We start from the raw sequence: 15922 nt of genomic DNA, 5'->3' as shown, positions 1-15922 counted from the left end.
TTGCCTCGTGCATTGGCCCTCTCGGCAGCTTTTGCCTTGCAAAAGCGCCTGCCGGGCGACGCCGATCCTGCAAAGCAGGATCAGCTGGGTCGGTAGCTCAGGTGGTTAGAGCGCACGCCTGATAAGCGTGAGGTCGGAGGTTCAAGTCCTCCTCGACCCACCAGTATCCCGAAAGGGTTTGATGGGGCCTTAGCTCAGCTGGGAGAGCGCCTGATTTGCATTCAGGAGGTCAGCGGTTCGATCCCGCTAGGCTCCACCATTAAAGAGTAGAACACATCTTCAAGCATTCGCTGAATGTTTGAACGTCTGTTCTACAGACGAATTGACATCGTAAAGAGAGATACAGTTACTTTGAGAGTAATCTTGAAGTAACAAACAACATTGTTTGATCGCCTCGCGTTAGAGGATGATCTTCGTTGCTGCCTTTCGGGGCCGGTATCAAGCGGACTGTTTCCTCGGTCTTCTCGATATATCGCGACGAAAACGAACGTGTTGTCCAAGTCAAGTACACTAACCAGAGACATGACGCTGTTTGCCCGCACGGCTGACAGCTATCTGCATGTCTCGTTGTCCACTCGTTAGAGTGGGCGGGAAAAAGTATGCTTTTGACCAGAATAAGGGCGAACAGTTTCTTACCAGCTTCTGTTCTCCGCGCAGATTTGTTGTTCCGCTGAGTATCGGTTTTGAGAGGGTCTAAATTACCCTTGAGGATCTGATGTGAGGTTGAGCTTTAATCAAGTCTTGCTTTTTCTGGATCAAATCAAGCGCGAAAAGGGCGTTTGGTGAATGCCTTGGCAGTAAGAGGCGATGAAAGACGTGATACTCTGCGATAAGCCATGGGGAGCTGAGAATAAGCTTTGATCCATGGATTTCTGAATGGGGCAACCCACCTGATACTTTGTTATTACTACCCTTCGGGGTAGCTAATAATGAGGTAAACCAGGTATTTTTAGGCTGAATATATAGGCTTAAAAAAGCAAACCCGGGGAACTGAAACATCTAAGTACCCGGAGGAAAGGAAATCAATTGATACTCCCCTAGTAGCGGCGAGCGAACGGGGACCAGCCGAGCCATGAGTGTGGTTAGAATGCGTTGGAATGCGCAACCAGAGTGGGTGATAGTCCCGTATAAGAAGCATGATTGGACGTATTAAGTAGGGCGGAACACGTGAAATTCTGTCTGAAGATCGGAGGACCACCTTCGAAGGCTAAGTACTCCTTACTGACCGATAGTGAACCAGTACCGTGAGGGAAAGGTGAAAAGCACCCCGACGAGGGGAGTGAAACAGTACCTGAAACCGAACGCCTACAATCAGTTGGAGGGGCTTTACGCCCTGACAGCGTACCTTTTGTATAATGGGTCATCGACTTGGTCTCACAAGCAAGCTTAAGCCGTTAGGTGTAGGCGTAGCGAAAGCGAGTCTTAATAGGGCGTTGAGTTTGTGGGATCAGACCCGAAACCGAGTGATCTAGGCATGGCCAGGTTGAAGGTAAGGTAACACTTACTGGAGGACCGAACCCACATCTGTTGAAAAAGATCGGGATGAGCTGTGCCTAGGGGTGAAAGGCCAATCAAACTCGGAGATAGCTGGTTCTCTGCGAAATCTATTTAGGTAGAGCGTCATCCGAATACCCTCGGGGGTAGAGCACTGGATGGGTAATGGGGCCCCACAGGCTTACTGATCCTAACCAAACTCCGAATACCGAGGAGTACTAGATGGCAGACACACGGCGAATGCTAACGTCCGTCGTGAAGAGGGAAACAACCCTGACCTCCAGCTAAGGCCCCTAATTCATGGCTAAGTGGGAAAGCAGGTGGGACGACCAAAACAACCAGGAGGTTGGCTTAGAAGCAGCCATCCTTTAAAGATAGCGTAACAGCTCACTGGTCTAAATAAGTTGTCCTGCGGCGAAGATGTAACGGGGCTCAAGCCATGAGCCGAAGCTGAGGATGCATTTATTGCATGGTAGCAGAGCGTAGTGTGACATAATTCCATGTCTCCTTATCCACTTCGGTGGAATTGGAGACGCGGAGTTTTCTGTGAAGCCGGCGCGTGAGCGATCCGGTGGAGAGATCACTAGTGAGAATGATGACATGAGTAGCGACAAAGAGTGTGAGAAACACTCTCGCCGAAAGTCCAAGGGTTCCTGCTTAAAGCTAATCTGAGCAGGGTAAGCCGACCCCTAAGGCGAGGCCGAAAGGCGTAGTCGATGGGAACCAGGTTAATATTCCTGGGCCAGATGGAAGTGACGGATCTCGAGGGTAGTTCATCCTTATCGGATTGAATGGGCTGCTTAGAGGTTCCTGGAAATAGCTCCATCGCTAGATCGTACCCTAAACCGACACAGGTGGACTGGTAGAGAATACCAAGGCGCTTGAGAGAACTATGTTGAAGGAACTCGGCAAAATACCTCCGTAAGTTCGCGAGAAGGAGGCCCGGTTCCTAGGCAACTAGGGGCTGGGGGCACAAACCAGGGGGTGGCGACTGTTTATTAAAAACACAGGGCTCTGCGAAGTCGTAAGACGACGTATAGGGTCTGACGCCTGCCCGGTGCCTGAAGGTTAAAAGGAGGGGTGAGAGCTCTGAATTGAAGCCCAGGTAAACGGCGGCCGTAACTATAACGGTCCTAAGGTAGCGAAATTCCTTGTCGGGTAAGTTCCGACCTGCACGAATGGCGTAACGACTTCCCCGCTGTCTCCAACATAGACTCAGCGAAATTGAATTACCTGTCAAGATGCAGGTTTCCCGCGGTTAGACGGAAAGACCCCGTGCACCTTTACTACAGCTTCACACTGGCATTAGGCCGAACATGTGCAGGATAGGTGGTGGGCTTTGAAACCGGAACGCCAGTTTCGGTGGAGCCTCCCTTGAGATACCACCCTTGTTCTGCTTGATGTCTAACCGCGGTCCGTTATCCGGATCCGGGACCCTGTGTGGCGGGTAGTTTGACTGGGGCGGTCGCCTCCTAAATCGTAACGGAGGCGCGCGAAGGTTGGCTCAGAGCGGTCGGAAATCGCTCGTTGAGTGCAATGGCAGAAGCCAGCCTGACTGCGAGACTGACAAGTCGAGCAGAGTCGAAAGACGGCCATAGTGATCCGGTGGTCCCAAGTGGGAGGGCCATCGCTCAACGGATAAAAGGTACGCCGGGGATAACAGGCTGATACTGCCCAAGAGTCCATATCGACGGCAGTGTTTGGCACCTCGATGTCGGCTCATCTCATCCTGGGGCTGGAGCAGGTCCCAAGGGTACGGCTGTTCGCCGTTTAAAGAGGTACGTGAGCTGGGTTTAGAACGTCGTGAGACAGTTCGGTCCCTATCTTCCGTGGGTGTAGGATACTTGAGAGGAGTTGCCCCTAGTACGAGAGGACCGGGGTGAACGATCCACTGGTGGACCAGTTGTTATGCCAATAGCAGTGCTGGGTAGCTATGATCGGACAGGATAACCGCTGAAGGCATCTAAGCGGGAAGCCCCCCTCAAAACAAGGTATCCCTGAGAGCCGAGGTAGACCACCTCGTCGATAGGCCAGAGATGTAAGCGTAGTAATACGTTCAGTTGACTGGTACTAATTGCTCGATAGGCTTGATTTGATCCAGTAGAAGCAAGACTCTACAGACTTATCAAAAAGCATACACAGTACATTAGATGTACACGACTTGGACGTTGTCATCCGGCAACGTTATTCAGAGGATTTATTCGGTTTGGTGATCATAGCGAGAGCAAAACACCTGGTCCCATCCCGAACCCAGCCGTTAAGTGCCTTAGCGCCGATGGTACTGCGTCTTAAGACGTGGGAGAGTAGGTCATCGCCAAACCTAATAAGTCCTCTGAATACGTATCTCTCTGCGATGCTTCACTCAAAACCCAATCCAAACAACCCGCCTCGGCGGGATATACGCGTTTCTAACCCGCGCGGCCACAAAACACCCCTAAGCCGCAACACCCAGACACTCCAATGAACCCAGTACGCGGGAAATAGACGTCAACTCGTCTTGAATACAGCGCAAGTTGTCCTCCGTCCGCTCTTGGAAAACACATAACTCTTCAATAATCGACGCGACACTACCACCAGTGCCGGACGAAAGCTGAGCGTTCTCGATCGAACACATCACCCGCGTCACCGAAAGTGCCGATAGCCGGCGCCGAACACCGTCAGAAATGTTCAGAAAAAGCTGCAATTGCTGCAGTACATCGTCAATCGCATCCCGTTCTGCGACGCTGCTGATCAGGTGCTGCTTCTCCAGAATACCAAGCTCTTCCTGTGTGGCACTCCTTTCCTGTCCAAAGATAATCACGGCTTCGGCGAGCAACTCTTGCAAACAGACAAGCAGAAGGCTCTCGCAGATCTTTGCGCTGACAGAACGGACGCTTTCCGTAAAACTGACCAGATCGCCATTGATCTGTCCCGCAATAGTGGCAAAATTCGTCGCAACAACACCCAAGGCCGCGCCCTGATCGCCCAGTCCTCCGGCCTGGATCTGCATATTCATCGGAATGTTGCGGAACTCCCTGTAGGCTTCAAACACAGATTGGCAATGTTTGCCCACCGATTTCCAGCTGTGCGATGCCTCAGCCAAGGGGGCAATGCGGGCAGGCGTTGCGCTGCGCCTTGTGTCGTTTCGCTTCTGCAAGGTCTTCGCAAGGTCAGCCGAGACCACCGACGCATAGCTGCCAAGCCCCTGGCTCGCGATCTGCTCTTCCAGGGCCGCAAAGCTGAGTTCGGGACTGATGCGTCTGTCTTTCTCTCTCTGAATCATTTCATGATAGAGCGGTTCGATCAGCGTCAGGCTATCCGGTTCAGGCTTCACTCGCAGCGAAAAATATCCATCTTCCAATGGCGTAATGTTGGCCAGCACCCAATAGTAGTCCCCATCAGCAGTCTTATTTTTTACATACCCACTCGCAGACCGGTCATTCTTTAATCGGTCCCAGATGTGCCAAAACACGCCGCGCGGCATGTCGGTGTGCCTCACCAGCTTGTGCGGTGCCCCGATTAGATCCTGCGCAGCAAATCCCGAAACGCGTCGGAATGCTTCGTTCGCCGCGAGGATGATCCCCCGTTTATCTGTACGCGAAATCAACAGTTCATGTTCAGGATAGTCGATCAGTTTGGGGGTCATAGACTGTGCAATCCTGCGCTTTGGAAGCTCCTTCCGCCAGAGTAACTCCCACAGGCTTTTCAAAGGGTAAACCATTCACAAAATAGGCCGGATTATTCCCGCCAGAACCGGGCTTTTGGGCTTGTGGTCAAGTTTGCATGCTCGTATACGGTCCAGACTTGGCGCGGGATGGAGCAGCCCGGTAGCTCGTCAGGCTCATAACCTGAAGGTCGTAGGTTCAAATCCTACTCCCGCAACCAAGTTTTAGCGACAAAACCCGGCCCTCGTGGCCGGGTTTTGTGTTTGCCGCCATCGGCCTAGGCACCGCTGCCTCATCGCTTGACAAGCCGACGTTCAAACAGTCCTCTGCCTGAAGTATTTCCATGTCAGGAGCGTTCCGAATGCCACTTCTCGCCCGTTTATGCCTGCTGGTCTGTCTCTCTTTGCCAGCTTCCTTGTCGGCACAGACCACGCAGACTGATCCGTCCACCAAAGCAGACGCCGCAGCAGCAGTCGCTAACGGGCAGAAAATCGGGGCTTGGAGCGTGACCTGCCTGGCCGTGGCTGTAAACCAGACCAGTTGCACCTTGAACCAGCGCGTGATGCGCGCAAAAGACAATGCTTTTGTGGCTGATCTGGTCGCAACACGAAACGACGCCGGACAGACTTTTATCGCGGCCCGTGTGCCGGTTGGGGTATATCTACCCGCCGGCTTCGGAATGAGACCAGCAGAGAGCGATGATCCTGACGAGGTGATGCAGTTTGCCTGGCAAGTCTGTTCCCGCGAGGTTTGCGAAGCTGTCATCGAGCTTGAGCCCGCTCAGGCGGAGGCACTGTCCGCCGAAGACAACACCATGATCGCGGCCTTTCGGCCCTCGGCCAAATCTGAACCGTTCCTCTTTCAGTTTTCCATGACCGGCTTGAATGAGGGTTTGACCGCTATTGGACGCTGACGTCCCCCTAGCCACTGTTTTCAACACAAGCCATTTGGCGGATGCCTGTACTCTGCTTGTAGGCGACGGGTCACGCCGATCTGCCGCGGATTGCCAAGTATTTCCAGTGTTTTGCAACAAAAGCTGCGGAAAGTGATGCCGAAAGGCAAATCCAGTTGACGTCACCATAGGTGCACGCCTTTATACCACCGGTGGTATTGTACTGAGGTTTATAATGCGTCGCGTCGAATTTGGCTGTGCCAGCCGCAAAGTTGGAAACCTGTTTCTGACGACAGCTTTGATGTCTGGTCTCATTGCAATGCCGGGTTCTGCGCGAAACGTAGAATGGATAGGTGCTGGTGCAGGCACTTTCCTAGACCTAGGCAACTGGCTCGAGGGCGTCGTGCCCGGTGCCGGTGATACAGTCGAGTTTCCAGGCGGAAGCATCGTGAACACCGTAAATCTTGGTGGAGCGGTTCGAGCCATTGGTGGGCTTGACGTGTCTGCCATCGACTCGATACAGAACGGCACAATTCAGTTTGGTGTCGCCAATGCGGACACAACCCATACGCTGACCTACAGCGATACAGAGGCCACGGCATTGGCGGACAGCCTGACGCTGGATATCAACGGCAATCAGCTTAATGTCAGTGCCGAGACAGATTTGATTTTCGGCGGGGGCATAACAAACACAGCCGGCGCAGGCACCTTGTCTCTTTCTACAGCTGCAGGCCATTCGATGACCCTGTCCGGAGCAAGCTCGCTTGGCATGGATGACACTATCGCACTGACCGGCGGCGAAATCGTCGTCGGCTCTGGTCAGGCTGGCAACACTTTGTTCGATGGTATTGCCGGTACAACTTTGTCCCTCGGCGCCATTCTCGATATTAACGGCCAAGCCACGATCATCACTGATCTGACTGGCGTTGGAACGATCACGAACAATGGTGCAGATGCTGCGCTGCTGACCGTAAATGGCGGGGATGATACGACATTTGACGGCCAGATTACGGATGGTGACAGTCTCTTGAACCTCGAGCTGGACAAGAGTGACGCAGACGCGCTTTTGACGCTCACGGGCCAGAATACCCATACCGGCGTCACGACCATTACGCAGGGGGTGCTGGCTCTCGCGAACGCAGATGGCATGACGCTGGATGATGACAGCCAGATCACGATTGGTGCCAACGGTACATTGCGAGTCGATGTATCAGAAGACGTAGGGGCAATAAGCGGGCAGGGCGATATCAATCTGAATGGCGCGGGGGTGACCCTGACAGTCGGGAGCGATGGGAGCGCGAATACATCGGAGCTCTCCGGCATTATTTCCGGCGCTGGCGGCCTAACGATGAATGATGCCGATAATAACGACATCATGACCTTGGCTGGAGAGAACACCTTTACCGGTGCAACACAGGTCGCGAGCGGCACATTGCAACTGAACAATGCTACCGGTACGGGCGCGATACTCAACACGGGCAGCGTCGAGGTCTCTGGCGGCACATTGCAACTGGCAGCAGATGAGACCATCGGCGATTTGAGCGCGACGGGCGGGACGATTGACCTGCAAGCCAACGATCTGACCTTTGGCACGGAGAACGATACAAGTATCGCCGCCGGGATCACCGGCACCGGCGCGCTGGTCCTGCAGGGCACCGGCACCGTTTCTGTCACCAGTGCCAACCCCACAGGGGCTTTCGACACCACGATCAACGCAGGTGCGATCGACATCGGCGCGGATGGCGCACTTGGCACGGGGCTGGTCACCATCAACGGCGCGGCACTCAGCGCGAGCGTCGACGCAACCTCGGCCAATGACCTGACGGTGGCCGGTAGCGGCGCGACACTCTCTGCGGCCAATGCAACCAGTCTTACACTAACCGGCGGCGATTTCGTCAACGAGGGCGGTGCATTGACCCTCGGCACCGAAGACAACGACGGGACCATCAACCTGGCTTTCGGCACAATCACTAATGATCCAACTTCCACTGTCGCCATCGCGAACGGCACGGTCGAGGTTGGCTCTGGGGCGGTCGGCACAGGCTTCTTCACCGGCGTCGCGGGTACCGAGATCGGAACGGACGGAACTCTCGACCTGAACGGTTACGACACGACCGTCGACAACCTCTCAGGCAACGGCACGATAACGGCGACAACGGATGCCGCGCTCACCTTGGGTGGTACCGGCCCTGTTGCGTTTGGCGGGACCATTGAGGATGGTGCCGGTGTCTTGTCTTTGGCCGTGAAGATGGCCACCGATGCCGATGTTCTGACCCTAAGCGGTACGAATGTATTTTCAGGTGGAACCAGCATCGACACGGGTGTGCTGTCTATCGATACAGCCGCGGCCATTGGCACGGGCAACGTCACACTGAACGGCGGTACGCTGACCAGTACCGGGACCTTGAGCCTTGCAAACGGCCTGACAGTTTCGACCACGGGCGGCATTCTGGGTGCGGCGGATGGGCAAACGATCAGCTTGACTGGCGATTACACCAACGCGGGCGGCTTGCTGGAGCTGGGATCAGACCCTTCGGCGGACCTGCCGCTGACAGGCACCATCGGGCTGAATGTCGCCTCGGTCAGCAATACCGCAACGGGCAGTGTCGCCATCGCGGGCGGCACCGTTCAGGTGCAAAACGAGACCACCGGCACGTATTTCTTCAACGGCATCGCATCAACTGACATCCAGAGCGCAGGCACGCTGGATGTGAATGGCACCGCGACGACAATCGCAAACCTGACTGGTTCGGGCAGCCTGACCAACACTGCTACTTCGGCCACCGACGTGACCTTGACGGGAACGGGCGACACCACCTTCTCCGGCGTGATTTCAGGAGAGGGCGCAAGCTCTCTCGGGGTCGTGGTTGATACCGACACGGGGTCCATCACCCTTTCCGGCACGAACACCTACGATGGCACAACGCAGGTGCAATCCGGCACGCTGATCCTGAGCGACGGCACTGCGATACTCGACACGGGCAGCGTCGAGGTCTCTGGTGGCACGCTGGAACTGGCAGCAGATGAGACCATCGGCGATCTGAGCGCCAGCGCCGGGACGATTGATCTGCAAGCCAACGATCTGACCTTTGGCACGGAGAATGATACAAGTATCGCCGCCGGGATCACCGGTACCGGCACGCTGATCTTGCTGGGCACAGGTACCGTTTCCGTCACCAGTGCCAACCCCACGGGTGCATTCGGCACCACGATCAACGCAGGTGCGATCGACATCGGCGCGGATGGTGCACTTGGCACGGGGCTGGTCACCATCAACGGTGCCGCACTCAGCGCGAGCGTCGACGCAACCTCGGCCAATGATCTGACGGTGACCGGCAGCGGCGCGACCCTCTCTGCGGCCAATGCAACCAGTCTTGCACTAACCGGTGGCGATTTCGTCAACGAGGGCGGTGCACTGACTCTCGGCACCGAAGACAACGACGGCACCATCAACCTCGCTTTTGGCGACGTCGATAATAACCCAACTTCCACTGTTACCATCGCGAACGGCACGGTCGAGGTTGGCTCTGCTGCAGTCGGCACAGGCTTCTTCACCGGCGTCGCGGGTACCGAGATCGGAACGGACGCCACACTGGATCTGAACGGCACCGACACAGCCGTCGATAACCTCTCAGGCACGGGCACGATATCGGCGACGACCGGCGCAACGCTGACCGTGGGCGGCGCGGGCGTAACAACATTCGATGGTGTGATCGAGAACGGCACGGGCGTTCTCGCCCTCACGGTCGATATGGCGACAAGTGACGATGTGCTGACCCTGACCAACACAAACACCTTTACCGGCAACACCATGATCACCAAGGGCATTCTGGACGTACAGGATGGCAGCGCTCTTGCCGATGCGACTGTGGTCGACATCGCAGCCGATGGCACTTTGCGTGTCACAGACGCCGAGCAGATCGCGGCCCTTTCTGGAACAGGCGCGGTTGATCTGACAGCTTCACTGACTCTCGACAACGGGACCGTAACCGTTGCTACCGGCACCTATGATGGCGATATTTCAGGCGATGGCGGCCTGACAGTGGCGGGGAATACGGATCAGACTCTCTCTGGCACCAACAGCTACACCGGCATGACACGGATCGAAGATGACGCGCAGCTGACGCTGGATGACGGCGCTGCGATCCTCGACACAGGGTCGGTCACCATTTCAGACAACGGTACGCTTGCGCTGCTGGTTGGCGAAACGATCGGGGCGTTGAGCGCGAGCGGCGGGACCATCGCGCTGGGAACGGACGCGCTGACCTTTGGCACCGAGACCGACACAGAGATCGCAGCAGCCATTACCGGTACAACGGGCAGCCTGATCAAACAGGGCGATGGCACTGTGACGGTCGCCAGCACAAACACAGGCGAGACATTCTCCACCACCGTAAATGCAGGCACGGTCGCCATCGGGGCAGACGACGCCCTCGGCGGCGGGCTCATCACTCTCGACGATGGCACCTTGCAGGTTGATGTTGCGACAACAGTCGCCAATGCAGTGACAGTTTCGACAGCTGGCGGCACCATCGCCGGCGCGGACGGTGTGGATTTCGAGATCACCGGTGCTCTGACCAACAACGGGGCGCTTACCTTTGGTGACGGCACTGCGATGTCTTCGATCACGGTGAACGCAGCCACTGTCGGCGCAACTGCGACGGCGACAATTGCGGAAAACACGACGCTGGTGCTTGGCGCTGCCAGCGCTCTCGATCTGGTCAGCGACAATGCGACAGTCACCGGCACGCTCGATCTCTTCGGGCAGGATGCTATGCTTACCGGGCTCAGTGGCACGGGCGTGATCACAACCACAGACACCCCTCTGACTACAGTCACCCTCAGCGGGCCGACGACCTACACAGGGGCCTTCACAGATGGCGTAGACGGTGCAGGCGTTCCATCGGTTCTTGCGCTGAATGTCGATGTCGGCGCTGGCGAGACGTTTACGCTGGGGACGGCGGCTGGTGCCGCAGCGGCGAATGCCTTCTCCGGTGCGACGACGATCACCAGCGGCACCATGTCGGTGTCGGGTGGCAATGCCATTGGCGATACAAGCGATGTGACCGTCTTGAGCACCGGGACATTGGATGTGCAGGCGGACGAAACCATCGGGAGCATCACAGGCGATGGTGGCGTTGCGTTGGCAGACGCCGCAACCCTGACCATTGGCGGTGACAGCGCTACGACCTATGATGGCGTGATGTCGGGCGACGGCGGGCTGACGGTTGGCAGTACCGGTTCAACGGGCAGTTTGACGCTGAACCAAGCGCAAACATACACCGGCACCACGACTGTCGAAAGCGGTACCTTAATTCTTGGCGTGGCCAATACCTTGTCGAATAACGGCGACGTCGTGGTCAATGGTGTGCTTGATCTGAATGCTACAGATGAGACCATCGGTTCACTTGCCGGCACGGGCAACGTTGCCATGGGTGCTGGCACCCTGACGATCACAGGGGAGGGCGAAACCACCTTTGGCGGCGCGATCGCCGGAACCGGCGCCCTGATCGTCGATTCCACATCAGGCTCGCTGACGCTGGGGGGTGAGAACACCTTTACCGGCGGCACTGTGATCGAGACCGGCACACTTGCGCTAAGCGATACCGGCGCTTTGGTGGCCGCCGACCCGGATACGATCCCGACGGTGACCTTGGGTGTCGCAGGCGGTGCGGACGAGTCTGCAACGCTGGATAACGCAGGCACCATTGCCGGGCCGATCACCATTGTCGCAGGCACCGCAATCAACGCAGGCACCGGCACGATGGACAACGTCGCGTTGAATGGCGGCGTGTTCAACACATCCGGCACAGTCACCGGCACTGCCGAGATTGCGGGCGGGACGATGATTGTCGGCGGCGGGACGGTTGCACAGATCGACAACACAGCAGGTGTTCTTGACATCAACGCAGGCACGATCACCACGGTGAACTCTGCCACAACCACGACGAATGCAGGCAACATCACGAGCGCCAATGTCACTGGCGGGACCTTCACCAACGAAGGCGGTTCTGTCACCACAGCGACAGTCTCGGCAGGCAGCTTTGTTGCACAGGGCGGCACTGTAGGCACTTTGGCCAACAACGGCGCGGAGGTTACGGTCAGCGGTGCATCGGTTGGCAACCTCAGCAACAGCGGTACAGCCATGATCACCGGCGGTTCCGTTGCCAGCATGACCAACAGCGGCACTGCCAGCAATGCGGGCAGCATCGGGGAACTGGCGCAGAACGGCGGCTCCTTTACGAATTCAGGTAACATCACGACAGCCTCCGTGGCTGCTGGTGTAGCGCTCAGCAGTTCGGGTTCTATCGGTTCATTGAACAACAATGGCGGGTCTGTCGATATTCAGGGCGGCAGCGTTGGCTCGGCCTCGAACGCGGGTGGTACACTGACCATCGGTGCTGCTACTGTTGGCGCCCTGACGTCGACGGGTCAGGTTACCAGCGCAGGTTCAATCACGACTGCGCAGATATCCGGCGGCAGCTTCAACAACTCAGGCAGCGTCACCGGCGATACCGAGATTGCAGCGGGTACCGTGACAAACAGTGGCACGTTGCAGACCGTAACCCTTAGTAGCGGGTCCTTGAAGAACACGGGTGGCACAACCGGAGCAATTACGAATACCGGTGGCGATATCGACATATCGGGCGGAGTTACAGGTGCCATTACCAACGACAGCGGTACCCTGAATATTGGTGCAAGCGGCAGCGCCGGCGCAATTAAAAACGCGGCCACCGCCTCAAACGCGGGAACTGTTGCCAGCCTCGAAAACACCGCCGGTACATTCAACAACAGCGGTACCATTACAGATGCCACCAGCATCACGGGCGGCGATGTGACGAACAGCGGCACGATGGGGGATGTCAGCGTCAGCGGGGGTTCCTTTGAAGGGACCGCAGGTGCGATCGGTGCGCTGACCAACGCAGGTGGCGAGATCAACCTGACCGGCGGCACCGTGGCTTCGGTGAACAACGAGGTCGGCACGCTGGATCTTGCGCTGAACACAGGCGCGGTGACCAACGCGGCAACACTGAACTTGTCCGGAACTGCCTCAAGCCTGACCAACACGGACGGTACGGCAACCGTTAGCGGCACCGTCACCGGTGCAACCAACCTGATTGCAGGTATCATTACCAACACCGGTACATTGGGCGGCGGAGTGACAGTCGAGGCGGGCACGCTCAATTCCTCAGGTACCATCGGTGGCACACTGGCGGCGAATGGAGGCACCACAAATCTGTCAGGTCGCCTGAACGGCGCGCTCCAAGCGGGTGACGGGGATGTGACAATCGTAGCCGGCCTCTCAGACGTCGTCAGCATCGACAATACGGGCAACGGGTCTTTGGTTATTGCAGCGGGAACAACCAGGCTGGATTCAGGCGGTACCGTGACCAACGCGGGTGATCTAAGCATCAGCGGCGGGTTAAGCGGTACGGGTCAGCTGACTAACACAGGCAACGTTACAATCGCGCAAGCGGGCTTTGTGGCGATGGATGTCGTCAATGACGGCGCTCTGGACGCGCAAGGGGCGATCACGGGCGATGTGACGAATGCTGCAACAGGCACTCTTGTCATGTCGGGTACCCAAGCCGGCGCGATCAGCAACCTCGGCGATATGATCGTCAGCGGCAGTGCGACAGGTCAGGTCACGAATGCCGCACGCTTTACCCTTGCTGATACTGGCAGCGTGGCGGGCGATGTCAGCAATACCGGCACATTCGATTTGCAAGGTCGGGCAACAGGAGACGTGACAAACAACGCGACCTTGACCCTTGCCGAAACAGGTGACGTAACGGGCGACGTTACCAATAACAGCACACTTGATCTGCTGGGTCAGGTCACGGGCGATGTGACCAATGCAAACACGCTACAATTGGGCGGCGGCGTTTCCGGAACGGTGACAAACCAAGATCGCACCACCCTTATTGCCGACCGCACAGCAACGGTTGGCGCTTTCGTCAATGACGCGGAATTCGCCGTAGGCGAGGGAAGCATGGTCTTTGGCAGCTTCGTGAACAATGGCACTGTCGATATTTTCGGTGGTGCTGATATCAGCGGCGGAACGTTAGGCGAGATTGCAAGCGGTTCGCGGGTGATCACAGGCAATACGCTGACAGCCAACAGCTTTTCCTCCATCGACACCGCCTTTACTGTCCAGGCAAACGTGGTGGGGGATAGAACCTTCACCAACAACGATACCCTGACAGTGCGCGATGGCGGCCAGATCAGCGCGGGCCAGGTGATCAACAACGGTCTGCTGACCCTGCCCGGGGGGGGCAGCATTGCTGCTGATGTCGTCAACAATGCGCAAATGAATGTCGTTGGCACCAATCAGGCGGGTGGGACACTGACAAACACCGCGTCTGGCATCATTCAATTGGCGAGCAACGGATCCACATCCGATGTCCTTAACGTGACTGGTGATGCGAACCTGAATGGTGTGATCAACCTTGATATGAACCTTGGCCGCGATATTGCCAGCGTGGACCGTATTAGTGTGGGCGGGCAGCTTAGTGGTGATCTGGTGCTGAACTTCACCGATCTGAGCACTGAATTCAGTGTCCTGCCTGAATCTCTTTCCTTGCTGGAATTCGGTACTGTCGATCCGGAATTCACATTCCAGTTGAACGGTTTGCCGAATGGTGGCGCGCTCGTTTACGGTGTTGCGGTCAACTCGGAAGCCTCCGGACTCCAGCTTCAATCAGGTGCCAACCCCGCTGTGGCGGGCATTGCATCCGGTCTTACGCTGACACAATCGCTCATCAATACTGTGGTGAACCGTCCTTCCAGCCCCTTTGTATCCGGCCTTGCAGCAGAAGATGACAAGCCCTGCGGCTTTGGTACATGGGCGCGGGGTGTCGGTGGGCAGGCCGATGCAAGTGGTGACACCAATACTTCGATCGGTACATTCAACTCAACTATTTCAGCCAGCTATGGCGGTCTACAGGCGGGCTTCGATTACTCCTGCTTTGACAACCGATTTGCCGGCTTTGATCTCAGCTTTGGCGGCATCCTGGGCATGAACCAAGGGTCACTGTCTCAGCCGGTGTTCCAGTTCGATTCAGCGGCTGTCAGCCTGAACCGCAGCATCCAGACAAGCACCAATGAAACCGATTTCACACAAACGTACGGCGGACTGTACTTGGGTGGATCGCGCGACCGTCTCTTCGCGGATGTGCAGTTCCGCTTTGATCAAACAGCCTTTGATCTGACCAACCGCGCGCTGCTGCCATCGGCGGCAGATGGTGGCCCGGACGATTTGGGCGTAGCCGATCAGGAATTTGACAGCACCAGTTCAACGATCAGCGGCTCGGTCGGCTATGCCTTCCCGCTGGGCGGGGACCTCGGTCTGGTCTTTGTCCCTGCGGTTGGTATTTCGCACAGCCGGACCTCCGTCGATGATCTGCGCTTTGATGGCGGTACCGTTGATTTCACGGACGATGATGGTGTGCTGCAAATCGACGATATCGTCAGTACTGTCGGTTTTATCTCCGGCACATTGTCCCGCAGTAAGGTTCTTCCCAGCGGCACTGCCGTGATCAACTATTTCGGGACGGCCACCTACTATCAAGACTTCGGCGGCGATACGACATCGCGCTTCTATGAGCTGGACGCAAACGGCAAACCCTTCGGCGAACCACTCACCACAACCAGCAGCAATCTGGGTGCCTATGGCGAGATTTCGTTGGGTGTGAACTATACCAAGCTGATTGATCCGGGTCGCGCGGCGGGCGCGCGTCAGTTTGATGCATCGGTGCGTGTCGATGCGCGTTTCTCCGACAATCTCGACGGCTACGGCATCACCGCACAGATGCGCTTCCAGTTCTAGACAGGATGCGCGGCTTGACCACCGCCGCCGCTGTGACCACAGTGGATATGCCTGCCAACATAG

General features: G+C 56.8%; 3 protein-coding genes, 3 tRNA genes and 2 rRNA genes. 7 read left to right on the top strand and 1 reads right to left on the bottom strand.

What is annotated here, in order from left to right:
• Positions 1 to 86: 86 nt before the first annotated feature.
• From Z945_RS0102260 to rrf, 4 genes are all read left to right on the top strand, one after another.
• Positions 87 to 163: transfer RNA gene (locus Z945_RS0102260), tRNA-Ile, on the top strand.
• Between the two features lie 20 nt (positions 164 to 183).
• Positions 184 to 259: transfer RNA gene (locus tag Z945_RS0102255), tRNA-Ala, on the top strand.
• A gap of 499 nt (positions 260 to 758) precedes the next feature.
• A 23S ribosomal RNA gene (locus Z945_RS0102250) occupies positions 759 to 3589 on the top strand.
• Positions 3590 to 3699: 110 nt separating this feature from the next.
• Positions 3700 to 3814: ribosomal RNA gene (gene rrf / locus Z945_RS0102245) — 5S ribosomal RNA — on the top strand.
• 114 nt (positions 3815 to 3928) lie between these two features.
• Here rrf and Z945_RS19945 read toward each other — a convergent pair.
• Complete coding sequence (locus tag Z945_RS19945) at positions 3929 to 5119, bottom strand: PAS domain-containing protein (protein WP_025050497.1); 1191 nt, start codon at positions 5117 to 5119, stop codon at positions 3929 to 3931.
• A 162-nt stretch (positions 5120 to 5281) separates the two neighbouring features.
• Here Z945_RS19945 and Z945_RS0102235 point away from each other — a divergent pair.
• The 3 genes from Z945_RS0102235 (at position 5282) to Z945_RS0102225 (ending at position 15859) form a co-directional block, all read left to right on the top strand.
• Positions 5282 to 5358 (top strand) — tRNA-Met (locus tag Z945_RS0102235).
• Between the two features lie 141 nt (positions 5359 to 5499).
• The gene (locus Z945_RS0102230) at positions 5500 to 6051 is read left to right on the top strand and encodes an invasion associated locus B family protein (protein ID WP_025050496.1); all 552 of its coding nucleotides are present in this window, start codon (positions 5500 to 5502) and stop codon (positions 6049 to 6051) included.
• 214 nt (positions 6052 to 6265) lie between these two features.
• Complete coding sequence (locus Z945_RS0102225; protein WP_025050495.1) at positions 6266 to 15859, top strand: autotransporter-associated beta strand repeat-containing protein; 9594 nt, start codon at positions 6266 to 6268, stop codon at positions 15857 to 15859.
• Positions 15860 to 15922 lie beyond the last annotated feature (63 nt).

Source organism: Sulfitobacter noctilucae (genome assembly GCF_000622365.1).
In the GTDB taxonomy this organism is placed as follows: domain Bacteria; phylum Pseudomonadota; class Alphaproteobacteria; order Rhodobacterales; family Rhodobacteraceae; genus Sulfitobacter; species Sulfitobacter noctilucae.
Note: the sequence above shows the minus strand (reverse complement) of the source record. Positions and strands in the feature narration are given on the sequence as shown.

Bases quoted from the DNA above. Each gene is read 5' to 3' on its own strand.
- Z945_RS0102230 (WP_025050496.1), top strand. From the start codon at position 5,500: ATGCCACTTCTCGCCCGTTTATGCCTGCTGGTCTGTCTCTCTTTGCCA.
- Z945_RS19945 (WP_025050497.1), bottom strand. From the start codon at position 5,119: ATGACCCCCAAACTGATCGACTATCCTGAACATGAACTGTTGATTTCG.
- Z945_RS0102225 (WP_025050495.1), top strand. From the start codon at position 6,266: ATGCGTCGCGTCGAATTTGGCTGTGCCAGCCGCAAAGTTGGAAACCTG.